The 25955-nt window shown below is 61.0% G+C and carries 25 protein-coding genes and 1 riboswitch; of the genes, 10 read left to right on the top strand and 15 right to left on the bottom strand.

The features are described 5' to 3' along the window. From EDD77_RS18570 to EDD77_RS16430, 5 genes are all read right to left on the bottom strand, one after another. A partial coding sequence (locus tag EDD77_RS18570) for a hypothetical protein (protein WP_243117496.1) occupies positions 1 to 381 on the bottom strand: 381 nt, incomplete at its 3' end. A gap of 239 nt (positions 382 to 620) precedes the next feature. Continuing rightward, entirely contained in the window at positions 621 to 749 is a 129-nt protein-coding gene (locus tag EDD77_RS16445) for a helix-turn-helix transcriptional regulator (RefSeq protein WP_058965998.1), read from the bottom strand. Between the two features lie 183 nt (positions 750 to 932). Continuing rightward, entirely contained in the window at positions 933 to 1658 is a 726-nt protein-coding gene (locus EDD77_RS16440) for a GltB/FmdC/FwdC-like GXGXG domain-containing protein (protein ID WP_058966000.1), read from the bottom strand. 18 nt (positions 1659 to 1676) lie between these two features. Further along, complete coding sequence (locus tag EDD77_RS16435; RefSeq protein ID WP_058966002.1) at positions 1677 to 3185, bottom strand: glutamate synthase-related protein; 1509 nt, start codon at positions 3183 to 3185, stop codon at positions 1677 to 1679. After that, positions 3185 to 4279 (bottom strand): class II glutamine amidotransferase, encoded by a 1095-nt coding sequence (locus EDD77_RS16430; RefSeq protein WP_058966004.1) that lies wholly within the window; start codon positions 4277 to 4279, stop codon positions 3185 to 3187. The genes EDD77_RS16435 and EDD77_RS16430 overlap by 1 nt, the downstream gene beginning before the upstream one ends. Positions 4280 to 4640: 361 nt before the next feature. Between EDD77_RS16430 and EDD77_RS16425 the strand changes: the two genes are divergently transcribed. The 7 genes from EDD77_RS16425 to EDD77_RS16395 all read left to right on the top strand — a co-directional run bounded on the left by EDD77_RS16425 (position 4641) and on the right by EDD77_RS16395 (position 12632). Further along, positions 4641 to 5948, top strand: a complete 1308-nt coding sequence (locus EDD77_RS16425; protein ID WP_187120509.1) for a glutamine synthetase family protein — start codon at positions 4641 to 4643, stop codon at positions 5946 to 5948. Between the two features lie 31 nt (positions 5949 to 5979). Then, the gene (locus EDD77_RS16420; protein WP_058966008.1) at positions 5980 to 6549 is read left to right on the top strand and encodes an ANTAR domain-containing response regulator; all 570 of its coding nucleotides are present in this window, start codon (positions 5980 to 5982) and stop codon (positions 6547 to 6549) included. Positions 6550 to 6685: 136 nt separating this feature from the next. Next, entirely contained in the window at positions 6686 to 8053 is a 1368-nt protein-coding gene (locus tag EDD77_RS16415; protein WP_058966009.1) for an N-acetyl sugar amidotransferase, read from the top strand. Beyond that, a complete protein-coding gene (gene hisF / locus EDD77_RS16410) occupies positions 8050 to 8832 on the top strand; it encodes an imidazole glycerol phosphate synthase subunit HisF (protein WP_058966012.1) in 783 nt (260 codons plus the stop codon). The genes EDD77_RS16415 and hisF overlap by 4 nt, the downstream gene beginning before the upstream one ends. Continuing rightward, a complete protein-coding gene (hisH, locus tag EDD77_RS16405) occupies positions 8817 to 9470 on the top strand; it encodes an imidazole glycerol phosphate synthase subunit HisH (RefSeq protein ID WP_058966014.1) in 654 nt (217 codons plus the stop codon). The genes hisF and hisH overlap by 16 nt, the downstream gene beginning before the upstream one ends. 33 nt (positions 9471 to 9503) lie before the next feature. Next, complete coding sequence (asnA, locus tag EDD77_RS16400; protein ID WP_058966015.1) at positions 9504 to 10505, top strand: aspartate--ammonia ligase; 1002 nt, start codon at positions 9504 to 9506, stop codon at positions 10503 to 10505. Between the two features lie 48 nt (positions 10506 to 10553). Beyond that, on the top strand, positions 10554 to 12632 hold the full coding sequence (locus EDD77_RS16395) for a glutamine synthetase III family protein (protein ID WP_058966017.1): 2079 nt from the start codon (positions 10554 to 10556) through the stop codon (positions 12630 to 12632). A gap of 268 nt (positions 12633 to 12900) precedes the next feature. Here EDD77_RS16395 and EDD77_RS16390 read toward each other — a convergent pair whose 3' ends face one another. From EDD77_RS16390 to EDD77_RS16345, 10 genes are all read right to left on the bottom strand, one after another. Then, complete coding sequence (locus EDD77_RS16390) at positions 12901 to 14397, bottom strand: cobyric acid synthase (RefSeq protein WP_058966019.1); 1497 nt, start codon at positions 14395 to 14397, stop codon at positions 12901 to 12903. Then, positions 14390 to 15460 carry a pyridoxal phosphate-dependent aminotransferase gene (locus tag EDD77_RS16385; RefSeq protein ID WP_058966022.1) on the bottom strand — a complete coding sequence of 357 codons (1071 nt, stop codon included), beginning with the start codon at positions 15458 to 15460 and terminating at the stop codon, positions 14390 to 14392. Before EDD77_RS16385 ends, EDD77_RS16390 begins: the two co-directional genes overlap by 8 nt. 21 nt (positions 15461 to 15481) lie before the next feature. Next, complete coding sequence (cbiB, locus tag EDD77_RS16380) at positions 15482 to 16447, bottom strand: adenosylcobinamide-phosphate synthase CbiB (RefSeq protein ID WP_058966024.1); 966 nt, start codon at positions 16445 to 16447, stop codon at positions 15482 to 15484. Next, positions 16444 to 17049: a histidine phosphatase family protein gene (locus EDD77_RS16375; RefSeq protein WP_058966025.1), complete on the bottom strand. Its 606-nt coding sequence runs from the start codon at positions 17047 to 17049 to the stop codon at positions 16444 to 16446. Before EDD77_RS16375 ends, cbiB begins: the two co-directional genes overlap by 4 nt. Beyond that, a complete protein-coding gene (locus tag EDD77_RS16370; protein ID WP_058966027.1) occupies positions 17046 to 17381 on the bottom strand; it encodes a bifunctional adenosylcobinamide kinase/adenosylcobinamide-phosphate guanylyltransferase in 336 nt (111 codons plus the stop codon). The genes EDD77_RS16375 and EDD77_RS16370 overlap by 4 nt, the downstream gene beginning before the upstream one ends. Then, entirely contained in the window at positions 17378 to 18154 is a 777-nt protein-coding gene (locus EDD77_RS16365; RefSeq protein ID WP_058966029.1) for an adenosylcobinamide-GDP ribazoletransferase, read from the bottom strand. Before EDD77_RS16365 ends, EDD77_RS16370 begins: the two co-directional genes overlap by 4 nt. After that, entirely contained in the window at positions 18141 to 18683 is a 543-nt protein-coding gene (locus EDD77_RS16360; protein ID WP_058966031.1) for a bifunctional adenosylcobinamide kinase/adenosylcobinamide-phosphate guanylyltransferase, read from the bottom strand. The genes EDD77_RS16365 and EDD77_RS16360 overlap by 14 nt, the downstream gene beginning before the upstream one ends. Next, positions 18671 to 19747, bottom strand: coding sequence for a nicotinate-nucleotide--dimethylbenzimidazole phosphoribosyltransferase (gene cobT, locus EDD77_RS16355; RefSeq protein WP_058966033.1), 1077 nt, complete (start codon positions 19745 to 19747; stop codon positions 18671 to 18673). The genes EDD77_RS16360 and cobT overlap by 13 nt, the downstream gene beginning before the upstream one ends. Beyond that, entirely contained in the window at positions 19744 to 21111 is a 1368-nt protein-coding gene (locus EDD77_RS16350; RefSeq protein WP_058966035.1) for a cobyrinate a,c-diamide synthase, read from the bottom strand. Before EDD77_RS16350 ends, cobT begins: the two co-directional genes overlap by 4 nt. Before the next feature lie 177 nt (positions 21112 to 21288). Continuing rightward, positions 21289 to 21487, bottom strand: a riboswitch (cobalamin riboswitch). A gap of 50 nt (positions 21488 to 21537) precedes the next feature. Continuing rightward, positions 21538 to 23082 carry an oligosaccharide flippase family protein gene (locus EDD77_RS16345; protein ID WP_058966036.1) on the bottom strand — a complete coding sequence of 515 codons (1545 nt, stop codon included), beginning with the start codon at positions 23080 to 23082 and terminating at the stop codon, positions 21538 to 21540. Between the two features lie 197 nt (positions 23083 to 23279). Between EDD77_RS16345 and EDD77_RS16340 the strand changes: the two genes are divergently transcribed. The 3 genes from EDD77_RS16340 (at position 23280) to EDD77_RS16330 (ending at position 25795) form a co-directional block, all read left to right on the top strand. Further along, complete coding sequence (locus tag EDD77_RS16340; protein ID WP_058966038.1) at positions 23280 to 24095, top strand: purine-nucleoside phosphorylase; 816 nt, start codon at positions 23280 to 23282, stop codon at positions 24093 to 24095. Between the two features lie 24 nt (positions 24096 to 24119). After that, positions 24120 to 24950: an Mrp/NBP35 family ATP-binding protein gene (locus EDD77_RS16335; RefSeq protein ID WP_058966040.1), complete on the top strand. Its 831-nt coding sequence runs from the start codon at positions 24120 to 24122 to the stop codon at positions 24948 to 24950. 233 nt (positions 24951 to 25183) lie between these two features. Continuing rightward, on the top strand, positions 25184 to 25795 hold the full coding sequence (locus EDD77_RS16330) for a DUF1643 domain-containing protein (RefSeq protein ID WP_082669657.1): 612 nt from the start codon (positions 25184 to 25186) through the stop codon (positions 25793 to 25795). The last annotated feature ends 160 nt before the right edge of the window (positions 25796 to 25955 follow it).

Raw genomic sequence — 25955 nt, 5'->3', positions numbered from 1 at the left:
CATTGAAGATGATAACAAATAAAATTTTTTCAATCGAAAAAATTTATTTTGATTATTCAATTTTGAAAAACTGAATACCTCAAAATCAGAAAGAGAGCGGCCAAGCACTTTGAGGGATTGGCCGCCTTGTCCACCCATCCAGCGGGACAGCGGGCGGAGGTCAAGGCCGGGTGTAAACCCGTTCATTTCAGCCTTGACGGTTGCCCGTTGTCCTGCTACTTTTCCGGGAGTGTGGCCACAACTTCGGGACACTTTGTCCACAAGTTGGAGCGTAGGACGAGGAACTGGGGCTTTCATATACGCCCTGTCTGCTGATGAGTCCAGACCTGCGCTTGCGGCTCCACGCCACGCAAGCACAGCCCTGTTTTCCTGCCGCTTCAAATGCCCTTGCCCTCCCCGGCGGCAACGGCATTTTCACGGCAACGCCGGCAGAGCGTATAACACACTACACTTTGCTTCGCAAAGTCGTGTGCCAAATGGGGGCGTTGCCCCCTTTGGAAACCCCCACAAGAAAAGGCGGTACGCTACCCCTCCACGGGGCGCATACCGCCTTTTCTTGTTATCCAGCCCTCCGGCTGTATCGGTTGAGCAAAAGTCCGCGTGGGATTGATGTGGTATCTTTAACTTTGGGAAACTCCTGCTTCCCATTTTGAAACCGTCTGCCGGGATACCTGCAGCTCCATTCCCAGCTGCTCCTGAGACAATCCCTGCCGTTTACGCAGTTCCACAAGTTTTTCATTAAATTTCATGGATGAACCTCCTGTTTTGGGCATAGTCCAAGTATAGGCCGGAAGCCGAAACACCGCAAGCAACCGTTGTTGGCAATCTGTCAACCACACATAACCTACCGATGTTTGACGAAAAACACCCCGTTTGCTGAATCGTATTTTCTGCGATTCCCGCAAACAGGGTGTTTTTGTTTCATTCCATGGCTACATGGGCGCGTACAGGGCTTTGTACTGATTTTCCGGGTTGGGCTCCAGCACCCAAAAGGGGCTGGCCAGCAAAGGTTCCAACTCTTCTCCAAAAGCGGTGCAGAACTGCTCCAGCAAAGGACGGATGGCCTCTTTATCCGCCTGCTGTGCCCGGCGGCAGAGGATTTTTTCAGTCAGATCCCGGGGCGGTATCGTGCTTCTCAGATAAATCCGGCCGCCGTACATGCCCCGGCCGCAGAAGCCGCCCACCACCGGCTGGCCCTCCAGTGCGCCCAGGCCCAGCACCACGATCACGCCGCCTGCCTGGTACTCGCCCAGAAAGCTGCCCGCCGTGCCGCCGATCACGATGCTGGCGCAGGAGTCACCGAACGCCTTCATATGAACGCCTGCCCGGTAACCCACATCGCCCCGGATCATCAGTGTGCCACCACGCATGGCATAGCCCGCGGCGTCGCCTGCGCGGCCCTCCACCCAGATGGTGCCCGCATTCATGGTATCACCCACCGCGTCCTGCGCGTTGCCGTGAACCCGGATGCTGCCGCCATCCAGATAGGCTCCCAGCGCATTGCCCGGTGTCCCCCAGATTTCCAGATCGCGGCCCTGCATGCCGCTGGCGATGTATCGCTGGCCGCAGCAATTGTGAATTTGAACATGGGGATCGGTACAGGAGCGCAGGCAGCGGCCCAGCTCCTCATACTCCATTCCCGTGGCATCTATTTTCATCTATGGTTCTCCCCTCTCTCATTCCCCGGCGTGCTTCACGCCCAGGATATCCAGCTCCTTCTGGGTGAGTCCAATGCCCCGCAGCGCCAGCCGGTTGCCGCACAGCGCCTCGATGGAATTGATTCCCATACCGCCCATCATCTCGCGAATCTCACGAGTCCAGGCGTTCACCAGGTTCACCAGACGCTGCGCTCCCTCATCTGGGTCCAGACGAGCAGCCAGGTCCGGGCGCTGGGTGGCAATGCCCCAATTGCACAGGCCGGTATGACAGGAGGCACACAGATGACAGCCCAGCGCACACAGCGCCGCTGTGCCGATGGACACCGCGTCCGCGCCAAGAGCAATGGCCTTGACCACATCTGCCGAGTTACGGATGGAGCCGGAGGCAATCACCGAGATGCGGCGGCGGATCTGCTCCTGGCGCAGCCGCTCATCCACAGCGGCCAGGGCCAGTTCGATGGGAATGCCCACATTATCCCGGATACGGGCGGGGGCTGCGCCGGTGCCGCCCCGAAAACCGTCGATGGCGATGGCATCCGCGCCGCTGCGGGCAATGCCCGAGGCGATAGCTGCGATATTATGCACCGCCGCCACCTTCACGATCACCGGCTTGGTGTAGCCGGTGGCTTCCTTCAGCGAGGCCACCAGCTGGCGCAGGTCCTCAATGGAATAGATATCGTGATGGGGTGCGGGGCTGATGGCATCCATGCCCTCCGGCACCATGCGGGTGCGGGCCACATCGCCCACAATTTTGGCGCCGGTCAGATGTCCGCCGATGCCGGGCTTTGCGCCCTGGCCGATCTTGATCTCAATGGCTGCGCCTGCCATCAGGTATTCCCGGTGCACGCCGAACCGGCCGGAGGCAACCTGCACGATGGTATTGGCTCCATATGGATACAGATCCCGATGCAGGCCGCCCTCACCGGTATTGTAATAGGTGCCCAGCGCTTGGGCCGCCCGGCTGAGGGCCGCATGCACATTGTAGCTGATTGCTCCGTAACTCATGGCCGCAAACAGGATGGGGGTCTTCAATTCCAGATGCGGCGGCAGGGCGGTATCCAACTTGCCGTCCGGCCCACGGCGGACCTTATCTGGGCGACGGCCCAGATAGACCTCGGTTTCCATGGGTTCCCGCAGGGGGTCGATGGGCGGGTTGGTCACCTGCGAAGCGTTCAGCAGCAGCTTGTCCCAATAGCAGGGCACCTCTTTCTGCGAACTGCCCATACTGGACAGAAGCACACCGCCGGTGGCTGCCTGCCGGTAGATCTCCTGCCGGGCATCCTGGGTCCAGCCCGCATGGGGCCGGAAGGTATTTTCCGCCGGGCGGATCTGCAGCGCCCCGATGGGGCAGCAGGCCACGCAGCGCTGGCAATCCACGCACAGGGCAGCGTTTGCCCGCATCTTCCCGGTTTTTTCATCCTTTTTATGCACACCAAAGGCGCATTGCTGCTCACAGATGCGGCAGTTCACGCACAGCTCCCGATCCCGAAGGACCGCAAAGCGGGGTGTATCCCATTGTATCTTCATTATTTCCGTTCCTCCTCCTTCAGCCGCACGATCACCGGTTCGCCGCCATTTGGCGCCCAGATGCGGTCCAGCTCCGGTTCAACCGCCCGGATGGCGGCCTCTTCACTGGCAAAGTATACCCGATCGCCCCGCTCGGCCACCACCAGACTGCGCAGCTTGAGCCGGTCATTCAGGGCCATCATGCCGCCCTCGAAGCCCACCAGAATAGAGAACGGGCCGGTGATCAGCAGATCACTGTACATCTGGCGCAGGAAACGGCGCTGCTTCTGCTCCGGCTGGGGCATGGCGGCCAGCTCACTCCAGAAGGGGGCAGCCACCACCTGTGCAACCTCCTCCAATGTGAGGCCCTGATGGCGCAGCAGATAATCTAATGTATAGGTAATGACCTCGGTGTCGGTGAGCAAATTGCAGCGATAGCCGTACATCTCCACCGCACGACGGTTTGCATCGTAGGAAGAAATCTCACCATTGTGGACCACCGACAAATCCAGCAGTGCAAAGGGGTGCGCACCGCCCCACCAGCCCGGTGTATTGGTGGGATACCGGCCATGAGCGGTCCAGGAATAGCCCTCGTATTCCTCCAGACGGTAAAAATCCGCCACATCCTCCGGGTAGCCCACCGCCTTGAACACACCCATATTCTTGCCGCAGGAAAACACATAGCAGCCCTTGAGCTGGTCGTTGATGCGAATCACACAGCGGGCGACGTACTCCTTTTCGTCCAGATGGCTGTCCGCCAGCTTGTGGGGCAGCGGCTGCACAAAATATCGCCAGATCAGCGGCGCATCCTTGATCTTGGGGGTGGGCCGGGTGGGAATTTTAGAAAGGTTGATCACATCGAAATGGCGATCCAGAAACCGTTCGCACTCCTCCCGGGCGGTCATATCATCATAAAACACATGCAGCGCATAATGATTTTTGTATTGCGGGTAGATGCCGTAACCGGCAAAACCGCCGCCCAACCCGTTGCTGCGCTCGTGCATCACCGCGATGGACCGGCGGATCACCTCACCGCTGATGGGCTGACCGTCCCTGGCAAATACTCCGCTGATGGCACATCCGGACGGGATGCGCACCTGGCCTTCCTTTAACATGGTCCTCCTCCTTTTTCACCGCGCACCGCGCGGAAAACAAAAAGGCGCCCGCACCGATGCCTTTGCATCAATGCGAACGCCTTTGTTCGTATGCGTTATCATAGCACCGCATTAAAGCAAAAGTCAAGTGTTTTTTTACTCTTTTAACACTTTCCCGCAGTTCCGACAAAGCACTCTGGGCAAATGCGTGCAACTTTTGTGCAAAGACAAAAAATTGCTTTTTGCAGTCGCTTGCCCCCTTGACGCGGCGCCGTTTGGGGGCTATAATGCAGCTATTGGCACAGCAAAGGCGCTGCGATCCCCCACGGATTTGCGGCGCCTTTGTCCTTTTTTATTCCCGGCATTCAAGGAGGAATTGTCCATGAGCCACACCCTTTCGCAGCTTATGCAGTTCATAGAAGAAAACGACATCAAGTTCATTCGCCTGGCCTTCTGCGATATGTTCGGCGTACAGAAGAACATTGCAATCATGGCCAGCCAGCTGCCTCACGCGGTGGAAAGCGGCATTTCCTTTGACGCTTCCGCCATTGCAGGCTTTGCCAACATTGCGGAATCGGACCTGTTCCTTGCACCGGATCTGGACACCTTCGCCATTCTTCCCTGGCGGCCCAGCGAGGGCTGCGTGGGCCGGTTCTTCTGCAACATCAAATATCCGGACGGCCGCCCCTTCGAGGGCGACGGGCGGCATTTGCTGCAGACCATGGAGCAAAAGGCGGCACAGGCCGGATACCGGTTTTTGCTGGGTCCGGAATGTGAGTTTTATCTGTTTGAAACCGATGAAAAGGGCCGCCCCACCCTGGAGCCTTTCGACCGGGCGGGCTACTTCGACATCGCTCCCATGGACCGGGGCGAAAACGTTCGGCGGGAAATCTGCCTGACGCTGGAGGAGATGGGCATTCAGCCCGAGCGAAGCCATCACGAGCAGGGTCCCGGCCAGAACGAGATCGATTTCCGGTGCGCTTCTCCCCTGCACGCGGCGGATGATCTGATGACCATGCGGGCCGCAGTAAAAGCCATTGCCGCCCAGAACGGGTTGTTCGCCTCCTTCCTGCCAAAACCGTTGCAGGACGAGAGCGGCAGCGGGCTGCACATCAATCTTTCCATCTTCCAGAACGGCGTGAATCTGTTTGAGAATTTCCGCACCGACCCGCACCCCACTGCTGCTGCTTTCCTGGCAGGTATTCTGCGGCGCATTCCTGAAATCACCGTTTTTGCAGACCCGCTGCCCGGCTCCTATGAACGGCTGGGCCGCTGCGAAGCGCCGGGTGTGGTAAGCTGGTCCTGCCAGAACCGTTCTTCTCTGGTGCGTGTACCTGCTGCCAGCGGACCCGACTGCCGCATGGAGCTACGCAGTCCGGACCCCTCCTGCAATCCCTATTATGTAACCGCACTGCTGCTGGCTGCCGGGTTTGAGGGTGTACAGGAAGGACTGAACCTGCCCGCCGCTGCGGACTATGACGCGTTTGCCCGGCCTGCCGGACTTACCCCACTGCCCGCCAGCCTGGACGAAGCGCTGGCTCTGGCCCGGGAAAGCGAGTTCTTAAAGCAGGTTCTGCCGGAAAAACTGCTGGTGGATTATCTGGGCCACAAGCAGCGGGAGGCGGATGCCTACGCCGCAGAAAGCAAACCCTATGAATATGAGATCCGCCAGTACTTTGAACGGATCTGACCATTGGTTTCGAAAAGTGAGGTGAACGGGGATGCCGGGTGTTCTGATCGCAAGCGACAAGCAATACCACGAAACGCTGCGGGCATTTTTTGCCGCCGGTCAGCCTGCGCAATGCTGCGCCAATGCCGGAGAAGCCCGTCGAGCCATGTGCGGCGGCTCCTTCGAAACCCTGGTGATCAACGCGCCGCTCCCCGATGAATTCGGCCGGGAGCTGGCCGTACAGGCGGCGGATGCCGGCATGGATGCCATTCTCCTCTGCCCCGGACCCCAGGCCGACAAGCTGGCCGCCGGGCTGGAAAAATACGGAGTCTTCGTGCTCGCCAAACCCCTTTCCCGCCAGCAAACCGCTTTTGCGCTGCGGCTGATCCGAACCGGCCGCCAGCGGCTGCAGAAGCTCACCGCGCAAAACCGCCGCCTGACCAAGCGGCTGGACGAAGCCCGGATCATCAGCCAGGCCAAATGTGCGCTGGCGCTTTGCCGGGGGCTGAGTGAAGAACAGGCCCACCGTTTAATCGAAAAAGAAGCCATGGACGGCCGCATCTCCAGCCGGGAGGCCGCACTGGAGATCATGCGAAGACTGGAAGACGAAGGCCTTTTTTAACTGCTTTTTCCATTTCACAATTGATAATAAATACGCCAAACAGGCAAAGGCGCCTGCATGAATGCTTGAGGAGATTTCTCCCCGGGCTTTGTGCAGGCGCCTTTGCTTTTAAACCATAAAAAGAGAGGGACATTTTATGCAGAAACTTCCCCGGCATCTGCCGATTCATTACGAAGATTACGCACCCGACCTTGCACCGCAGGAGCGCAAAGCCTTTTATGGCCTGCCCAAGAACGTGCAGTTCTGCCGTGAGTGTGTAATGAGCAACCAGAAACCCAACAGCTGCTATGAGTTTGAGCACACCATTCATTCCGCAAAGAAGACCATGGTTATTCAGGAGGACGGCGTATGCGACGCCTGCCATGCCTGCCACAACAAGGAAGGCAAGATCGACTGGGCCGACCGGGAACGCCAGCTGCGGGAGCTGTGCGACCAGTACCGCAAGACCGACGGCAGCTACGACTGCCTGGTACCGGGCAGCGGCGGCAAGGACAGCTTTTACGCCGCTCACCTTTTGAAGTACAAGTACGGCATGCATCCGCTTACCGTAACCTGGGCGCCTCACATCTATACTGACTGGGGCTGGAAAAATTTCGAGGCCTGGATTCACGCCGGATTCGACAACTATCTGTGCACCCCCAATGGCCTGACTCACCGGCTGCTCACCCGCCTGGCCACTGAGAACCTGTTCCATCCCTTCCAGCCCTTCATTCTGGGCCAGAAGCAGCTGGCACCCAAGATGGCCGCTAAGTTCGGTATTCCTCTGGTGTTCTACGGCGAAAACGAGGCAGAGTTCGGCAACCCCATCGCGGACAATGACAGCGCCCTGCGAGACGAACACTTCTTTGCCACCAACGACTTCGATCACATCTATCTGGGCGGCGTATCGCTGCGCCAGCTGGAGGAGGACTTCGGCGTGGACAAGGCGGATCTGGCCATCTACCTGCCCTGTGAGACCAGCGATCTGGAGAAAAATCACATTCAGGTGCACTACATGGGCTACTACGAAAAATGGCATCCGCAGGGCGCATACTACTACAGCGTGGAGCACGGCGGGTTCATGCCCAGCCCGGAGCGCACCGCCGGCACCTACTCCAAATACAATTCCATCGACGACAAGGTGGATGACTTCTTCTACTACACCACCTACATCAAATACGGCATCGGCCGCTGCACCTACGACGCGGCGCAGGAAATTCGAAACGGCGAGATCGACCGGGACGAGGCGGTGCTGCTGTGCAAGAAGTACGACGGCGAATTCCCCAGCCGGTTTGCCGATGAATTCTTCCGTTACATCTCCATCGACAAGGAGCACTTCGGCAAAGCGGCCGACTGCTTCGAGCAGCCCACAATGGATCTGGATTACTTCATGCATCTGGCAGACCGGTTCCGTTCGCCCCATCTGTGGCAGTATGAGAACGGCGTCTGGAGCCTGCGGCACACTCCCTTTGAAGGGCCGAGCCTGTGCGGCTTCGGCGCGCCGGAAAAAGGCGGTGCCAAATGAGCGCGGCACTTCGGCTCATTGCCCGGCTGGACGTAAAAGACCGGTATCTGGTAAAGGGCATCCAGTATGAGGGCCTGCGCAAGCTGGGCGACCCCCACGATTTTGCGCTGGACTATTACCGGCAGGGCATCGACGAGCTGCTTTATCTGGACACGGTGGCCAGCCTGTACGGCCGCAATAACCTGAGCGGTATTCTGGAGCGGGTCACCCGGGATGTGTTCATCCCCATCACCGCCGGAGGAGGCCTGCGCAGCGTGGAGGATGTGGGCACCGTGCTGAAGGCTGGCGCGGACAAGGCGGCCATCAACACCGCTGCCCTGCTCCGCCCCCAGCTGATCAGCGAGGTGGCCCGGGCTTTCGGCAGCCAGTGCATGGTGCTGAGCATCCAGGCCAAGCGCCGGGACCCGCTGAACCCCGCCGCCGGGTGGGAGGCCTACTACGACAATGGCCGGGAGCACTCCGGACGGGACGTTCTGGAATGGGCTCGCGAGGCCCAGCAGCTGGGCGCGGGTGAAATTCTTCTCACCGGTGTGGACCGGGAAGGCGTACGCCGCGGCCTGGACCAGGAACTGATCCAGGCGGTGTGCAGTGAAGTGACCATCCCGGTAATCGCGGCAGGCGGCGCAAGCAATTCCGGCGATCTGATGCAGGCCGCCCGCCTGGGCGCAGGAGCCGTGGCAATGGGCAGCCTGCTGCATTACAAACAAGCCACAATCCCCCAGCTGAAAAAGGAACTGGCGGAAAACGGTGTGGAGGTGAGACCATGCATCCAACAGTAACCATTGTAGATTACGGGCGCAGCAATCTTTTGAGCGTGCAGCGCGCCCTGGAATACTGCGGCGCGACAGTGGAATACGCCTCCACTCCTGAGCAGGTGGCCGCGGCCGGTGCGCTGGTTCTGCCCGGTGTGGGTGCCTTTGCCGACGGCATGAACCTGCTGCGGGAAAGCGGCCTTGCCCGGGCGGTCTGCACCAGGGCAAGGCAGGGTGTTCCTCTGCTGGGCATCTGCCTGGGAATGCAGTTTCTCTTCGATTCCAGCAGCGAAGGCGGAATTACTCCCGGCCTCGGCCTTTTGCCGGGCACCGTGGAGGCCATTCCCGGCCATACCACCCAGGGCCAGCCGCTGCGGGTACCACACATTGGCTGGGCGCCATTGTATCCCGCCCAGCAGCGGGAAGGCTTTTCCGGCAGCACACTGGAAGCCATTCCGGTGAAAAGTCAGGTGTACTTTGTACACGGCTACCGGGCAATGCCTGCGCACCAGGCCGACCGGCTGGCGGACACGCTGTATGGCGGGCACCGCATCTGCGCCGCCGTTCAGCGCGGCAATATTACCGGGGTACAGTTTCACCCGGAAAAAAGCGGCGAGGTGGGACTCGCCATTCTGCGCACGTTCCTGGGCAGCTGCCCGGCGTGAAGATAGAGGGTAATTTTTAAGGAGGGAATTTTTATGAAACAGACCTACCGACCTGCACTGAGCCTTTACGAGACCCAAAGTGCCATTGGCATGATCAAGCAGTGCTTCCCCGCACACCTGACCCGTCAGCTGCGGCTGACCCGAGCCACCGCTCCCCTGTTCGTGGACCCCACCACCGGACTGAACGACGATCTGAACGGCGTGGAACGTCCGGTCTCCTTTGACATTCCCGCCATTCCCGAACTGGAAAAAGGCGCACAGGTGGTACACAGCCTGGCCAAGTGGAAGCGCCAGGCACTGGGCCGCTTCGGTTTCGCACCGGACACCGGCCTGTATGCGGACATGAACGCCATCCGCCGGGACGAGGAGCTGGACGAGCTGCACTCGGTGTATGTGGATCAGTGGGACTGGGAAAAGGTCATCACCCGCGAAACCCGCACCGAGGAATACCTGAAGGACACCGTGCGGTCCATCGTGAGCGCCATCTGCGCCACGCTGGAGGAGGTCAAGAAGGCATATCCCCAGCTGTGTGTAAATCTTTCCGAGCATGTGAGCTTCGTGACCACCCAGCAGCTGGAGGATCTGTGGCCGGACCTGACGCCTCGCCAGCGGGAGAACGCCTATCTGGAGCAGCACCCCACCGCCTTTATCATGCAGATCGGCGCACCTTTGGCCAGTGGAAAGCCCCACGACGGCCGCGCCCCCGACTACGACGACTGGAGCCTGAACGGTGATCTGCTGTTCTGGGACGACGTTCTGGGCTGCGCGCTGGAGGTTTCCAGCATGGGCATCCGGGTGGACGCCGAAGCCATGGAACGCCAGTGCAAGGCGGCTGGCTGCCCCCACCGGCTGGAGCTGCCCTTCCACAAGGCTGTGCTGGACGGCACCCTGCCCCTGACCATGGGCGGCGGTATCGGCCAGAGCCGCCTGTGCATGCTGCTGCTGGGCAAGGCTCACATCGGTGAAGTACAGGCAAGCCTGTGGCCCAAGGCCATCCGGGAGCAGTGCGAGGCCGCTGGTATCCCCCTGCTGTGAGCGCATCCGCACATTTTTGCTTTGAAGTATGAAAAGGAGCTGTGACATATGAATCATGTACCGGAATTGTTTGGCAGTATGGTATTCAATGACAAGGTCATGAAGGCCCGCCTGCCCAAGGAAGTTTATCGTTCTTTGAAAAATACCATCCAGCGGGGCGCGCCCCTGGACCCCAGTGTGGCCGATGTGGTGGCCGCCTGCATGAAGGACTGGGCCGTAAGCAAGGGCGCGACTCATTTCACCCACTGGTTCCAGCCCATGACCGGCATCACCGCCGAAAAGCACGACAGCTTCATCAATCCCTGCGGTGACGGCAGCGTCATCATGGATTTCTCTGGCAAAGAGCTGGTCAAGGGCGAGCCGGATGCTTCCAGCTTCCCCTCCGGCGGCCTGCGCGCCACCTTTGAGGCCCGTGGTTACACTGCCTGGGACCCCACCAGCTACGCCTTTATCAAGGATGACACCCTGTGCATCCCCACTGCCTTCTGCAGCTACAACGGCCAGGTGCTGGACAAGAAGACTCCTCTGCTGCGCAGCATGGATGCCATCAGCAAGCAGGCGGTCCGTGTGCTGGCCCTGTTCGGCAAGGACGTGCAGCGTGTAAACGCCACCATCGGGCCTGAGCAGGAGTATTTCCTGATCAACAAGGAAGATTACGCCCGACGCCCCGATCTGATTCTGACCGGCCGCACCCTGGTTGGTGCTCCCGCCCCCAAGGGCCAGGAGCTGGAGGATCACTACTTCGGTTCCCTGCGGCCCCGGGTCAAGGCCTTCATGGCTGACCTGGACGAGGAGCTGTGGAAGCTGGGTATCCTGGCCAAGACCGAACACAACGAGGTGGCTCCCTGTCAGCACGAGATGGCTCCCATCTTCGCCACCGCTAACATCTCCACCGACGCCAACCAGCTGACCATGGAGGTGATGAAGAAGGTTGCCGACCGTCACGGCTTTGCCTGCCTGCTGCACGAGAAGCCCTTTGAGGGTGTGAACGGCAGCGGTAAGCACAACAACTGGTCGCTTTCCACCGACGGGGGCGAAAATCTGCTGGACCCCGGCACCACACCCGCCGAGAATACCCAGTTCCTGCTGTTCCTGACCGCTGTGATCAAAGCGGTGGACGATTATCAGGACCTGCTGCGCATCAGCGTGGCCAGTGCGGGCAACGACCACCGTCTGGGCGCCAACGAAGCACCCCCGGCCATCGTTTCCATGTATGTGGGCGACGAGCTGCAGGCCGTAATTGACTGCCTGGTGGCGGGCAAGCCCTGCCAGCCCAACGCTCCCACCGTGCTGGACACCGGCGCTGTGGTGCTGCCCAATCTGCCCAAGGATACCTCGGACCGCAACCGTACCAGCCCCTTTGCTTTCACCGGCAACAAGTTCGAGTTCCGCATGCCCGGCTCCTCCTTCAACATCGCCTGCACCAACGTGATGCTGAACACCGCTGTGGCAGAATCGCTGCGGCACTTTGCCGATGTGCTGGAGCAGGCCGACGATCTGCCCCGTGCCCTGCTGGAGCTGATTCGCAGTGAGCTTACCGCTCACCAGCGCATCCTGTTCAACGGCAATGGCTACAGTCACGACTGGGAGGTCGAGGCCGCGCGCCGTGGCCTTTCCAACTTCCGCACCACCCCTGAGGCGCTGGTTCACTACACCGACCCGAAGAACGTGGAGCTGTTTGCCCGGCATGGTGTTTACACCCAGGATGAGATCCAGTCCCGTCAGGACATCCTGCTGGACGAATATGCCAAGGCCATCCGCATTGAGGCGCTGACCCTGCTGGATCTGGTGCGCTGCCGCATCTCGCCCGCCTGTGTCAACTATGCTACCGGCCTGGCCCAGGGCGTAAGCACCAAAAAGCAACTGGGCATTGAGGTTCCCCAGGAGGAGACACTGGCTCGCCACATTTCCTCCCTCACCGGTCAGCTCATCCAGGCTGCCGACCAGCTGGAAGGCCGTCTGGCCGACCCGGTGGCCGAGGATGCCTCGGTTGCCGCAAGCTGGTGCGCCCAGACGTTGATCCCGGCCATGGACGCGGTACGTACCCCGGCCGATCGTCTGGAGCAGCTGGTGGACCGTTCCGTCTGGCCGCTGCCCACCTACAGCGACATGCTGTTCTACGTTTAATTACTCCCATGGCAACACCACACAATTCACGTCTAAAGACTCAGACGGCGTATCATGCCGAAATTTTTCGCGATATTTTCCAAAAATGCTCGCCAAGCCACCAAGGCTTGCCTGCGCTTTTTGCTTCATCTCACAAAAAATTTTCCGGCATGCTCCACCATCTGGAATTGTGCGGTGCCGCCATACTTTTTCGTTTTCTCCCCTATAAAACGCACAGAGCGCGCGGCTTGCCGGTTTTGGCAATGCCGCGCGCTCTGTGTGTTTTGCGTTATTTTTTTTGATTGGGATTTGCAAGCCCCATAGCACGGTAAACTGCGTCCAGATCCAGGCTGGCGCGCACCGCATCCGCCAACAGATCATACTGGCTTTGCTGGTAATCCCAGTGGCTCTGGGGCCGGAAGTTTTCCCGGGCAATGCCCTTGCGGGCCAGCAGCCAGGCAGCCAGAGCCTCGGTGAGCGAGCCCTCGTCGAACAGGCCATGCAGATAGGTGCCAAACACATTGCCCTGTGCTGCACCTTCCTCCTGACCGTTTTCCAGCAGGCACAAAGGCTGACCCGCCATCCGCTTCGTACGGCCCATGTGGATCTCATAGCCCTGAATCGACGCCCCGGCAAAGGGACCGGCCATCACCTTTGCCGTCGTGCGGGTGCGTGCCTTGCTGGGGGTGAATTCCGTCTCGCAGGGCAACAGGCCCATGCCGCGCATCTCGCCCGCCTGCTCTACGCCCTCCGGGTCCCGCAGGGTCTGGCCCAGCATCTGATAGCCGCCGCAGACCCCCAGCACCGGGGTTCCGGCTGCCGCCAGCTTGCGTACTGCCGCCTCCAGGCCGTTCTGCCGCATCCAGCCAAGATCCGCCATGGTGCTCTTGGTACCGGGCAGCACAATCAGATCCGGCGCACCCAGACCGGCGGCCTGCTCCACATAGCGCACACCCAGTGCGGGATGGCTTTCCAGCGGGGAAAAGTCGGTGAAATTGGAGATGTGCGGCAGCCGGATCACCGCCACATCCACCGGCCGGTGAGCCTCGTGGGCGTTCAGCCGGGGAGCCAGACTGTCCTCATCGTCGATGTCCACCCGGGTATAGGGAATCACGCCCACAACCGACAGGCCGGTAAGCTCCTCCAGCTGGGCAAGGCCGGGACGCAGAATGCCCACATCGCCTCGGAATTTGTTGATGATCAGGCCCTTGACCCGCTCGCGCTCCTCTTCGTTCAGCAGCGCCACCGTGCCATACAGCTGGGCAAACACGCCACCCCGGTCGATATCGCCTGCCAGCAGCACCGGCGCATCCACCAGCTCGGCCAGACCCATGTTCACGATGTCGTTTTCCCGCAGATTGATTTCCGCCGGGCTGCCCGCACCCTCGATGACCAGAATGTCGTTTTCCTCTGCCAGACTGTTGTAGGCCTCCAGCACATGGGGAATCAGCCGGGTTTTGTTTTTGAAGTAATCCGCCGCCGAGTAATCGCCCCAGACCTCACCGTTCACAATCACCTGACTGCCGGTGTCACTGCTGGGCTTGAGCAGGATGGGATTCATCCGCACATCCGGCTCGCACCCGGCCGCCTGGGCCTGCACCGCCTGGGCGCGGCCCATCTCCAGCCCGTCGGCGGTGATGCAGCTGTTCAGTGCCATGTTCTGGCTTTTGAAGGGGGCTACCCGCCAGCCGTCCTGCGCAAAAATACGGCACAGCGCGGTGCAGAGCAGGCTCTTACCAGCCCCGCTCATGGTGCCCTGAATCATAATGCATTTTGCCTTAGCCATTTTCGCAGCCACACACCTTTCTGAGGGCAGCGATCAGCTGCCGGTTTTCCTGCCGGGTACGCACCGCCACCCGATACCAGCCCTTATTTAGGCCGGGATAATTGGAGCAGTCCCGAATCAGCACGCCCAGCTTTCGCAGCGGGGCCGCCAGCTCCGTTTCGCTGTACAAAAGCAGATAATTGGCACTGCCCGGCAGCACCCGCAGGCCCAGATCGGCCAGCTGACCCGTCAGCCAGGGACGCTCTGCTTGAATGACCGCCCGCAGCCGGGCCACATACCTGTGCTGGCCCAGGGCCGCAAGCCCCGCCTCCTGCGCCGGGCCGGACACCGCCCAGGGCTGGCCGCAGCGGGCCATGGCCTTCAGCAGGGCTTCATCCCCGCACAGGCAGTACCCCAAGCGCAGGCCCGCCATGGCATACAGCTTGGTGAATGCTTTCAAAATCAGCAGATTGGGAAAGAGGCCCAGCTCCCCCTTCAGGGTGTGGGCGGCGGGGTCATCCAGCCAGTCGTTGAAGCACTCGTCCACTACCAGCAGAGTACCGCAGGCCGCACATCGCTCCAGAATCTTTCGAAGCAGGTCCGGCTCGGTGAGCGCTCCGGTTGGGTTGTTTGGCTCACACAAAAAGAGCATGTCCAGCTCCGGAGTGATTTCCTCCAGAATGGCAGGGGTGACGGCAAAGCCGTTTTCTTCGGTGAGCATGTGCTGCTTCACCCGGCAGTCCACCGTTTCCAGCGCCTGCCTGTATTCCGCAAAGGTGGGCGCAGTGACAAGGGCTGTACGAGGCTTCTCCGCCAGCACCACCCGGAAGATCAGATCTGCCGCTCCGTTGCCGCACAGGATCTGCTCCTGTTTCACACTCTCGTGCCGGGCCAGCGCCTCGGTGAGCCGGCGGCAGAGGGGGTCCGGGTAACGGGCCGCCTGCCGGGCTGCTTTTGCCACTGCCCGGCGCACCGCCCAGGGCACGCCCAGCGGGCTCACATTGGCGGAAAAATCCAGCGGCGGGCGGCCATACTCGGCCTCAAAGCCCGCCCAGTCGCCGCCATGGGTCAGTTTTTGCTGCATTGCAGTTGATTCTCCTTTTTCTTATAAAGCCAGCAGCACCGCCCAGCGCACCGCTGCCAGCACCACCAGCCCCAACAGGCTGGCGGCCAGCATCATCCGGTTGGTGCGGGGGATGTCCTCCACCTCCACCGGGCGCAGCGCATCGCCCAGGGTGGGCTTTTCATGCAGCTTGCCGAAATACCAGGCCGGACCTGCCAGCTGGACCCCCAGCGCACCCGCGCAGGCGGATTCCGGCTGGGCAGCGTTGGGGCTGGCATGCTTGCGCCGGTCCCGCCGCCAGATACGCCAGGCGTTCGCCGCATTGTTTCCGGTGAAGAAGGCCGCGGCAATCCAGAACAAAGCAGACAGCCGGGCGGGGATGTATCCGGCCGCGTCGTCTAGTTTTGCGGCGGCCCGGCCGAAGTACAGGTATTTGTCGTTTTTGTAGCCCACCATGCTGTCCATGGTATTGATGGCCTTGTAAGCCAAACCCAAAGGCGCGCCGCCGATGATCAGGTAGAGCATGGGGGCGATGACGCCGTCCGAGAAGTTTTCCGCGATGGTTTCCACCGCGGCCTTGGTCACACCTTCGCTGGTGAGGAACTGGGTGTCCCGTCCCACCACACGGCTCACCGCTTTTCGGGCAGCAAGCAGATCACCTTTACAGAGCGGTTCGTACACATGCATGGTCTCCACCTGCAGGTCCTTCACCGCCAGCGCCTGCCAGCACCACAGCACCTGCACCGCAAAGCCCAGTGCGGGATGAATCCGGCCTGCCAGCCAGATGACACCTGCGCTGAAAGCAAGCGTTCCCAGCGGCAGAACCGCCGCCAGCACCACGCCGCCCCAGAACAGAGCGCGAGGCGTATCCGGCATAAGACGGCGCAGCAGCCGCTCCAGCCGGGTGATGGCCTTACCCATGTATACCACCGGGTGGGGCATCCAACGGGGGTCGCCCAGAATCAGGTCGACGCAAAAGCCCAGCAAAACAGCCAGCAAAATCGTCATACCTGCCCGCCCCTTTCATAACACACCGTGCGCTGGTATTCCAGCGTGTGCTCCTTGTGCCAGCGGTTGTCGTCGGTGGTCACCAGATAGCCGCCGCCGTTGGGGCCGCACCAGCTGTAATAATCCTTTTTGGGCAGGCCGTACTGCTCCATCAGGGCCATCTGAGTACCGCCATGAGCCAGAATCACCAGCTCCTCCTCCCCGGCTGCTAAAGCATCCTCCAGCAGGCGGCAGAAGGCCTCACAGGTACGCTGAGTGAACTCCGCCTTGGTCTCGCCGCCGGGGCAGCGGCCGGTGCAATCCTCCCCCACCCAGGCAATGTAGTCCGGGTCCTTTTCCATCTCAATGTAGTTGCGGCCCTGAAATACGCCGAAGCACATCTCCTTCAGGTCCTCTACCTCCACCAGCCGGGCTTCCGGGAAGAGGATCTCGGCGGTGCGGCGGGCGCGGACCAGAGGGGAAATATAGACCACTTTGGGTGAGATCGGCGCCTTTTGCAGTCGGGCAAGGCCCTCGGCACTCAGGGGGATATCCAGCGTGCCCTGGTAGCGTTTTTGCTTATTGTATTCCGTTTCGCCGTGGCGAAGCAGATAGATATTCATTCCGGCAATTCTCCTTTTAATAAGATGGGCAGACCGCAGAAGACCCGCACCACAGTGTCCGCCTTCTGGGCCAACAGGCAGGCCAGACGGCCCGCCGCTTCCCGGTCGGCCCGCTGCTTTGCATCCACCGGCACCACACCGCCGCCCACCTCGGTGGCGATGACCACCGGCCAGGTTTCCAGCTGCTCCGCCAGCTCTTCCGGGGATTTCTGCCCCACCAGATTCTGCACATCCCACACCGCATATCTGACAAGCTCTTCCGCTTTACAGCCCAGAATGTGGCAGGCAAAGTCCCGTTTGCCCGCAAACAGCGGGCCTGTGATAAAAATCATAACGCTGCCTCCAACAGCTGCACCGCCACAAGGGCGGCCAGCATCCAAAGTTCCGCAGTCTGCAAAAACCAGCCTGCCAAATCGCCGGACAGACCACCGAACTGTTTGTCACTCATGCGGCGGTAGTAGAGCAGCACCAAAAACGCTGCCGCTGCCATGGCTGCACCTTCTATCCGGCCCACTGCACACATGCAGACCGCCAGCAAAATTGCCAGCACCAGCAGCACCCGGCGCACCGCCATCCGATCCGCCGAGGTGGCGAAGGTATGGGCAAGGCCGGTGTTTTTTGCCAGCGGGAAGGTGGCCACCGCCCAGCCGGACAACGACCGGCTGAGCACAAAGCTCATCCCAAAGCAGGCAAGAGCCGGGCCATCCAGCCGCACCGCAGTGCACAGCGCAAAGCTGGCCACAAACCAGACGCCCAACCGGATCACCGCAAAGGCGCCGCAGCGGGGGTCCTTTAAAATCTCCTGTTTTTTCTCCGGCGGCGCACAGCTGGCCAGCGCGTCGCTGGTGTCGGCGTAGCCGTCCAGGTGGATGCCCCCGGTGAGCAGAATGGGAATCAGGCACAGCCCCGCACCTCGCAGCATTTCCGACATGCACAGCCAATTGGCGGCAATCTGCCACAATGTCTGGGCCAGCCCGATCACTACCCCGATCAGGGGCAGCGCGCACAGGGCATACCGCATGTTGCGGGGCCCCCACACCGGCTGGGGCACCGGAATGACAGAAAACATGGCGAAGGCCACCGCAATGGTCTCAAGCACGATCATGCAGATAGGGCTCCTTTCCTTTGTAATACCGGGCAATGCCGCACTGTACCTCGCACACATTGTCCGCCCGGGCGGCCAGCTCCCGGTTGAGCCGGGCCAGCAGCCGCAGGTATTCCAGCGTATCGCCCTCGTATTCGATGCCGCCGCTGAACACCTCGTTGCTCACCAGAATCAAATCGCTGCACTGGCTGAGGAGCTTGTCCACCCCGCCCAAAATGGCGCAGAAGGCATCTTCACCCGCACCCGCGGGGTCATACCGCTCGTTGGCCGCCAGATTGCTCAGGCATTCCAGCAGCACTGCGCCCTGTTCCGGCAGCTGCAGGTCCGCCAGATTCAGCGGACACTCCACCGTCTCAAAGCCTTTGCCCGCTCGCATGGCCCGGTGCCGGGCAATGCGCTGGCGGGTCTCCTCACCCCAGGGCTGCATGGTGGCAATGTAAAACCGGCGGGCCGCCGGAGCCGCCACCGCCAATCGCTCGGCGTATTCGCTTTTGCCGCTGGCCGCGCCGCCCACGATCAGAGTGAACATGACTCGCCTCCCTGGGGCTGGTAGGCCTCCATACCGTATTTTTCGAAGGTGTTGGATTCCTCATACACCGCCTGGGCCATATCCAGCAGCGGCATGGCCGCCAGCGCGCCGGTGCCCTCGCCCAGACGAAGCCCGGCCGTGATCAGGGGGTGCTTGTCCAGGGCGTTCAACAGCAGCGCGCCTGCAGGCTCTGCCGATACATGACTGGCCAGAATCGCCTTGCCCGCATCCGGGCAAAGGCGCACCGCCAAGAGGGCTGCCGCCGCGCTGATGACGCCATCCATGAGCACTGGAACCCCGAAGGCCGCACCGCCCAGGAATGCACCACACATGCCTGCGATGTCAAAGCCGCCCAGCTTGGCCAGCACATCCAGCGGGTCCGTCGGGTCCGGCCGGTTGATCTGAATCGCCCGGCGAATGGCCGCTTTTTTGCGGGCAAGTCCTTCATCGGAAAGTCCCGCGCCCCGGCCGGTGATGGCCTCCGGCTCACAGCCCAGCAGCACGCTGGCCACCGCACTGGCGGTGGTGGTATTGCCGATGCCCATTTCGCCGGTGGCCAGAAGGCCCACGCCCTGCTGCTTGCAGTCCTGTACCAAAAGCGCGCCGGCCAGAATGGCCTGCTCGGCTTGCTCGCGAGTCATGGCCGGGCCTTTAGAAATATCGCCGGTGCCGTTGGCCACCCGCCGATCCAGCACACCGGGCTGCGGGGTAAAATCCTTGATGCCCATATCCACCGGAATCAGCTTACAGCCTGCCCGCCGGGCCATCCGGCAGGCAGGGGTGGTACCCTCGGCAAAGCCGCGGGCCACCATTGCCGTTACCTCGCTGCCAGTCTGGGTCACCCCCTGGGCCACCACGCCGTTGTCCGCGCAGAAAACGAGTAAGGCTTTCTGTTCCAGATCAATGTCCGCTGAGCCGGTGACCGATGCAATCTGGCACAATGCGTCCTCCAGAAGGCCCAGGCTGCCCAGCGGCTTTGCACAGGCGTTCCAGCGGCGGCGGGTTTTCTGCTCTGCCCTTTCGTTTTTCGGCTCGATCTGTTTTAAAAGCTGTGCCAGTGTCACGCTTGCTTCTCCTCTCGCTTTGCATATTCCTTTGCCGCTGCCGCAAAGCGCTCGGCCAGCGGCAGATCTCCCGCAAGATACAGGTGCGGGAATCCGGCATACAAGCTCTGAGTGGCAAAGCAGCAGCTCCACTGCCTGCCGCCGGAGGTCTTTTCCGCCTGCAGGGCCGCGCCGTTTTCGGTGCTGTCCCAGCAATGGAACTCGTGGGCATTGGTGGTCTCGCCGGTGCGCAGCAGCATACTGGCGCTGCGGGCGGTCAGTCGGTTGTAGCCGAACCGCACCAGTCCGCCGGTTTTGTGGCCCGCGCCGGGCAGTACCCCGGCCATGGGCCAGGCGTCACCATTCGCATCCTCCAGGCTTTGGCCCAGATACAAAAAGCCGCCGCATTCCGCCACGGTGGGCATGCCATGCTCCACCGCCGCCCGAATGGCATGCCGCATGGGGCGGTTCTCGCTGAGAGCCTTGGCGTGCAGTTCAGGATAGCCGCCGCCCAGATACAGGCCCGCCGCACCGGCCGGAAGGCTCTCATCATGCAGCGGGCTGAAAAAGTACAGCCGCGCTCCGGCCCGGCGCAACGCGTCCAGGCTCTCTTCATAATAAAACTGGAAGGCCTCGTCCCGGGCCACGGCAATCACGGGGCCGTTCTTGCAAGGTTGCTCCGCAATTGCGGGCTCCGACTGCCGCCCGGTCTGGTAGACTACCAGAAAGCGGGGCCAGTCCATTGTGGTTTCCAGGCAGGCTGCAATGGCCCGCACCCGCTGGGCCAGATCCTCCACCTCGCCGGCGGTGACCAAACCCAGATGACGGCTGGAGAGAGACGCCTGCTCCAGCTCGGGCAGATAGCCCAGCACCGGCACGCCGGTCTCCTCTTCCAACATGGGCTTGAGCGCAGCATACAAACCGGCACTGCACCGGTTCAGAAACAGTCCCTTGATGCGGCTGTCCTTGCGGAAGGAGAGCATTCCCTTCACCTGGGCCGCCAGTGTCAGACTGGAGCCGTAGGGGTGCAGCACCAGCAGCACCGGGAGCTCCAGCAGGCGGGCCACATCCCAGGCGCTGGCCTTGTCACCGCCGAAGGTCATACCGTCGTAAAAGCCCATCACGCCCTCGCACACCGCAGCATCGCAGCCCGCTGTGTGGCGGCGGTAAAGCCTGCGCACCCGCTCTTCCCCGGCGAGAAATACATCCAGGTTACGGCTGGGCACCTGCAGCACCGAGCGGTGGAACATAGGGTCGATATAATCCGGCCCGCACTTGAAGGCCGCAGGGGCCAGGCCCCGGTCTTTCAGCGCCTGCAGCAGGCCGCAGGTAACGGAAGTTTTGCCGCTGCCGGAAGCCGGGGCGGCGATCATCACTTCGAGCATTGCTCCTCCTTATCCAAACAGCGGGCTTTGCCGCCGCACAAAGAAAAAGGCCCTTCCTGCCTTGCCGGACGGCAAAGCAGAGAAAGGCCCGGAAACGTACAGCACACACCGGCCCAGCAGCCGGTGCTTTGCCCTGCGCACGTTTGGTCCGTCCGGCGCGAGGGTTCCTGCCTTTGGCAGTGATTCATCCGTCGGGCAGGTCTTCCGGCTCAGGCCTTGCGCGCACCGGCAGCGCCTTCCCGGGAAAACTCCCCAGTGGCTTTTCCTGCCAATGCTCAGCCTTTACGGCGGCGGTCCCGCATGGGCATTGCACCCATTTCCCTATTCTCCTGGCCAGCCTTGTACGGCTCCGGGCACCCGGCGGCGATTTAACCTATATACTATACCACAAAACCGGATGTTTGTATAGGCAAAGCGGTCATAAATTCAGGCGGCGCTGCCTGCGGGCTTTCGCCTGGTCAGAATGGCCTGCACTGCGTCCCACAGGCCGAAGCGGAGCATCAGAAGGCAGTAAAGCCCGCCGGTGACCGTGCAGCCCAGCAGCAGCTGCTGCCAGTCGCCACTCACTCCCACCAGGCGCAGGGCCCCCTGCCCCAGAACCGCCGAAATCAGGAAAATCAACGCGGGCTGCACAAACCACCGATACCAGCGGGTGCGGATGCGGGCCACCTTTTCAATGCGGAAGATGTTCAGCAGCGCGGACAGCACATTGGAGCAAATCATCACAAACAGAAAGCCCTTCATGCCCATGCGCGGCATGAGCAAAATCACCAGACCGATGCGGATGAGGGAATCCCAGATGCTGTAGCGGAAGGTGGCCACCTCCTCGCCCAGGCCCTTCAAAATGGAATCGCCCATGGCATCCAGATACATGCCCGGCAGCACCGGAGCCAGCACCGCCAGATAAAAACCGATGGTCTCGTCGTGGTAGAGAATCCGGCCCAGTGGATAGGCATACAGGGCAATCAGCCCCCCGGCCAGCACCGAAAAGGTGGTGGTGAACAGCATGATGCGCCCCACCAGCGTTTCCAGTGTTTTCTGCCGCCCCAGAATGTGCGCCTCAGTAACCTCCGGCATCAGCAGGGTGGCCAGCGGGGTGAGGAAGGAAAACGGAAACAGCAGTATCGGCATGGCCATACCCTTGAGTGCGCCAAACTGAACCAGCGACTCCTCCCGGCTGCCCAGAAAGGCCAGCAGACAGGCGGGCACCAGCGTGTTTTCCACCGTGTGGAGGGCACTGTCCAGGCAGCGGCCTCCTTCCACCGGGGCCAGAATGCGCCAGATTCGCCCTGAGGTGCCCCTGGGCACCTGAGCCGGGGCATCGCCGAAGGTCCGGTTCATATCCCGCCGGTAGTACCACATCACCAGCAGGGTAGATACAACCTCGCTGACCATGCTGCCCACCAGCACCGCAGCGCAGGCGTACTGCACACCCCGCTGCACCGCACCGGGAAGAATCAGCAGCACCAGGACAATACGGATGATCTGTTCAAAAATCTGACTGACCACATTGGGACCTACCTTGCGTCGGGCGAAGAAATACCCCCGGGCCGCCGAGCCCACTGCCATGAAGGGCAGACTGGGCGCCAGCAGTGCCAGCGAGGGCGCTGCCCGTATATCCCCCAACCAATAGCGGGCGGCAGGCCAGGCCAGTACCAGCTGCACCACCCCTGCAGCGAAACCAAAGGCTAAGGCAAGCGCCATCACCCGGCCCAGAACTCCTTTTGCCCGGCCGGGCTGCGGGCGGGCCAATTCCTCCGCTGCCAGCCGGGTGGCTGTCACCGAAACACCCGCAGTGGCCACCGTGATGCACAGGCTGTAAAGCGTGAAGATCAGCTGATACAGCCCCATTCCCTCGGCCCCAATGCGTGCGGCAATGTATACCCGGAAAAACATGCCCGCCGCCCGCAGCCCCAACCCGGTAACGGTGAGAATCGCCACATTTTTTAAATAGGTTTTCAGTCTGCCCATGGGCCCACCCTTTCTTTTGGCACAAGCCGTCTGGTTTATGGGTATGCTTTGGGGCGGTTCTGTATGCCCAGCACAGGGCTGCTTTCTTTGGTTTGTTGGCAGCTTCTTTTCTTTTGTTGACAGGTGTGGTAAAATCATTAGCGGACACTTTCACTTTGCCCGTTCACATTTGGCAGCGGGCCGCAGGAGGATTTACAATGATGATGGAAACCATTCAGCAGGCGGCCGACCTGCTGCGCAGTCGCCTGCCCGAAACGCCCACCGTGGGCATCGTTCTGGGCAGCGGTCTGGGCGGACTTGCCGACCGCATCGAAGCACCGGTGTATGTGCCTTACAGCGAGATTCCGGGCTTTGCGGTCTCCACCGCGCCGGGTCATGCGGGCCGCTTTGTGGCCGGGCAGCTGGCAGGCAAGCAGGTGCTGTGCATGCAGGGCCGTCTGCATTACTACGAAGGCCATTCCATGCAGGACATCGTGTTCCCCATCCGGGTGATGAAGGCCCTGGGCGTGGAAACCCTGATCCTGACCAACGCCGCGGGCGGTGTAAACACCAGCTTCTCGGTGGGCGATCTGATGCTGCTGGAGGATCACATCAACTTCATGGGCGCCAATCCCCTGACCGGCCCCAACGACGAAGCCGTCGGCCCCCGCTTCTGCGACATGACCTTCGCCTACACCCCGGCGCTGCGTGAGCTGGCGCTGCAGGTGGCCGAAAAGCAGGGCGTTGCATTGCAGAAGGGCGTGTATCTGGGCTATATGGGTCCCAGCTACGAGACCCCCGCCGAGATCCAGGCCTTCCGTACCCTGGGTGCGGATGCGGTCGGCATGAGCACCGTGCCCGAGGTGATCGCCGCCAGCCACTGCGGGCTGAAGGTTCTGGCCATGAGCCTGATCACCAACATGGCCGCGGGCATTGAAAAGAAGAAGCTTTCCGGTGATGAAGTCATCGAGATCGCCAACCAGCGCGCACAGGTGCTGCAGAATCTGGTGAGCGGCATCATTGCCGAGCTGTAATAGAAAAAAGGAGAGAAACAAATCATGAGCGAATGTTCGCATGATTGCAGCAGCTGCAGTCAAAACTGCTCCAGCCGTCAGAACCCTCAGGATTTCCATGAGGCCCCCCACAAGCTGAGCAGCATTAAAAAGGTAATCGGTGTGGTAAGCGGCAAGGGTGGCGTCGGCAAGAGCATGACCAGCGCCCTGATGGCCGTGGAGATGCGCCGCCGCGGCTACGGCGTGGGCATTCTGGACGCCGACATCACCGGCCCTTCCATCCCCAAGCTGTTCGGCATTCATGGCCGTGCCATGGGCGATGAGAACGGCATCTGGCCCATCGAAAGCCGCATGGGCATTGATGTGATGAGCATCAACCTGCTGCTGGAGCACGAGGAGGACCCCGTTGTATGGCGTGGCCCCGTGATCGCCGGCGCGGTGAAGCAGTTCTGGCAGGACGTGATCTGGAAGGACGTGGACTTCCTGTTCGTGGATATGCCTCCGGGCACCGGTGACGTTCCCCTGACCGTGTTCCAGACCCTGCCCGTGGACGGCATCATCGTGGTTGCCAGCCCGCAGGAGCTGGTGAGCATGATCGTGGGCAAGGCCGTGAAGATGGCTCAGATGATGAACATTCCCATTCTGGGCGTGGTGGAGAACATGAGCTATGTGGAATGCCCGGACTGCGGCAAGCAGATCAAGGTATTCGGCGAAAGCCATGTGGACGATGTTGCCGCCAAGTACAACATCCCCGTTCTGGCCAAGTGCCCCATCGACCCCAAGCTGGCAGAGTGCGCCGACCAGGGCCTGATCGAGGTGTATGGCGGCCAGTACCTGAACGCCGCAGCTGACGCGGTGCAGGCGCTGCTGAAGTAAGCCATCCGAACTTATGGGAGACGCCAAACCACCGAAGGAGTGGACCCGGATGTTCCGCGAACATCTGACCGCCGGCTATCTGCTCGGCTTTCTTTTGATCGTTGCGGTGATCTTCATCGCCGGAGCCGTTTTCTGGTCCACCGCCTTATTCTGAACCGAATGCCCCGTGGCAAGCCGGGTGATTTTCCCGCCTGCCCGGGGCATTTCTCATATCCCCAAGGAGGTATTTCCCCATGCACATTCCCGCCTGCGAAACGCGGCAGCTTGAGATTCTTACCTTTCAGCAAGCCATGGAGCACCGGGACCAGAGTGCCGAATACGACCGGAGCCGGTGGCTGTATATTCCGGACTTTTACTCGGAATACCGGTACATTTTAGGCACGGTTGGCAAGTGCCCGCTGATCACCATTGGCATCAACCCTTCCACCGCCGCTCCCGACGCACTGGATAACACCCTGAAATCCGTGCAGCGCATCGCTCTGGGCAACGGCTTTGACTCCTTTATCATGTTCAACGTGTACGCCCAGCGGGCCACCAATCCGGACCAGATGGACAGGGAGTTCAACGAGCCCCTGCACAGAGAGAACATGAATGCCTTCCGCTGGGTGCTGGAGCGCAGCGGTGAGCACCCGGCTTTGTGGGCCGCCTGGGGCACCATCATCGAAAAGCGCCCCTACCTGAAGCAGTGCCTGGCGGATATGATGGAGCTGGGCCGGCAGTTTGACGCGGTGTGGTATCAGGCAGGCAAGCCCTCGGTAAAGGGGCATCCCCATCATCCGCTGTATCTGAAAAAGGACTCCGCTCTGGACCCCTTTGACGTGGCTGCCTATCAGGCAAGTCTGTAAGAAAAAACACCCTGAACCCGTTTTCACGGGATCAGGGTTTCAGCCTGTAGAAAAACCTGCTTTGGCAGGCCAGAGCAGGTTTTCTGTTTGAAAACAAGAAGACAGGTGGAAAAAGCAGTGAAATGTCAGGCGCATTTTCGCGCAATCTGGACCGTTTGCC

Origin of the sequence: Allofournierella massiliensis (genome assembly GCF_004345265.1) — a bacterium.
Taxonomy (GTDB): domain Bacteria; phylum Bacillota; class Clostridia; order Oscillospirales; family Ruminococcaceae; genus Allofournierella; species Allofournierella massiliensis.
Note: the sequence above shows the minus strand (reverse complement) of the source record. Positions and strands in the feature narration are given on the sequence as shown.

What these genes read in the sequence shown, in the direction of transcription:
- EDD77_RS16420 (WP_058966008.1), top strand. Translation starts at nt 5,980, where the DNA reads ATGCCGGGTGTTCTGATCGCAAGCGACAAGCAATACCACGAAACGCTG.
- EDD77_RS16395 (WP_058966017.1), top strand. Translation starts at nt 10,554, where the DNA reads ATGAATCATGTACCGGAATTGTTTGGCAGTATGGTATTCAATGACAAG.
- EDD77_RS16425 (WP_187120509.1), top strand. Translation starts at nt 4,641, where the DNA reads ATGAGCCACACCCTTTCGCAGCTTATGCAGTTCATAGAAGAAAACGAC.
- EDD77_RS16345 (WP_058966036.1), bottom strand. Translation starts at nt 23,082, where the DNA reads ATGGGCAGACTGAAAACCTATTTAAAAAATGTGGCGATTCTCACCGTT.
- EDD77_RS16370 (WP_058966027.1), bottom strand. Translation starts at nt 17,381, where the DNA reads ATGATTTTTATCACAGGCCCGCTGTTTGCGGGCAAACGGGACTTTGCC.
- EDD77_RS16360 (WP_058966031.1), bottom strand. Translation starts at nt 18,683, where the DNA reads ATGTTCACTCTGATCGTGGGCGGCGCGGCCAGCGGCAAAAGCGAATAC.
- EDD77_RS16340 (WP_058966038.1), top strand. Translation starts at nt 23,280, where the DNA reads ATGATGATGGAAACCATTCAGCAGGCGGCCGACCTGCTGCGCAGTCGC.
- EDD77_RS16415 (WP_058966009.1), top strand. Translation starts at nt 6,686, where the DNA reads ATGCAGAAACTTCCCCGGCATCTGCCGATTCATTACGAAGATTACGCA.
- cbiB (WP_058966024.1), bottom strand. Translation starts at nt 16,447, where the DNA reads ATGACGATTTTGCTGGCTGTTTTGCTGGGCTTTTGCGTCGACCTGATT.
- EDD77_RS16430 (WP_058966004.1), bottom strand. Translation starts at nt 4,279, where the DNA reads ATGTTAAAGGAAGGCCAGGTGCGCATCCCGTCCGGATGTGCCATCAGC.
- EDD77_RS16390 (WP_058966019.1), bottom strand. Translation starts at nt 14,397, where the DNA reads ATGGCTAAGGCAAAATGCATTATGATTCAGGGCACCATGAGCGGGGCT.
- EDD77_RS16365 (WP_058966029.1), bottom strand. Translation starts at nt 18,154, where the DNA reads ATGATCGTGCTTGAGACCATTGCGGTGGCCTTCGCCATGTTTTCTGTC.
- EDD77_RS16385 (WP_058966022.1), bottom strand. Translation starts at nt 15,460, where the DNA reads ATGCAGCAAAAACTGACCCATGGCGGCGACTGGGCGGGCTTTGAGGCC.
- EDD77_RS16330 (WP_082669657.1), top strand. Translation starts at nt 25,184, where the DNA reads ATGCACATTCCCGCCTGCGAAACGCGGCAGCTTGAGATTCTTACCTTT.
- EDD77_RS16435 (WP_058966002.1), bottom strand. Translation starts at nt 3,185, where the DNA reads ATGAAGATACAATGGGATACACCCCGCTTTGCGGTCCTTCGGGATCGG.
- EDD77_RS16440 (WP_058966000.1), bottom strand. Translation starts at nt 1,658, where the DNA reads ATGAAAATAGATGCCACGGGAATGGAGTATGAGGAGCTGGGCCGCTGC.
- hisH (WP_058966014.1), top strand. Translation starts at nt 8,817, where the DNA reads ATGCATCCAACAGTAACCATTGTAGATTACGGGCGCAGCAATCTTTTG.
- EDD77_RS16335 (WP_058966040.1), top strand. Translation starts at nt 24,120, where the DNA reads ATGAGCGAATGTTCGCATGATTGCAGCAGCTGCAGTCAAAACTGCTCC.
- hisF (WP_058966012.1), top strand. Translation starts at nt 8,050, where the DNA reads ATGAGCGCGGCACTTCGGCTCATTGCCCGGCTGGACGTAAAAGACCGG.
- EDD77_RS16445 (WP_058965998.1), bottom strand. Translation starts at nt 749, where the DNA reads ATGAAATTTAATGAAAAACTTGTGGAACTGCGTAAACGGCAGGGATTG.
- EDD77_RS16375 (WP_058966025.1), bottom strand. Translation starts at nt 17,049, where the DNA reads ATGAATATCTATCTGCTTCGCCACGGCGAAACGGAATACAATAAGCAA.
- EDD77_RS16350 (WP_058966035.1), bottom strand. Translation starts at nt 21,111, where the DNA reads ATGCTCGAAGTGATGATCGCCGCCCCGGCTTCCGGCAGCGGCAAAACT.
- asnA (WP_058966015.1), top strand. Translation starts at nt 9,504, where the DNA reads ATGAAACAGACCTACCGACCTGCACTGAGCCTTTACGAGACCCAAAGT.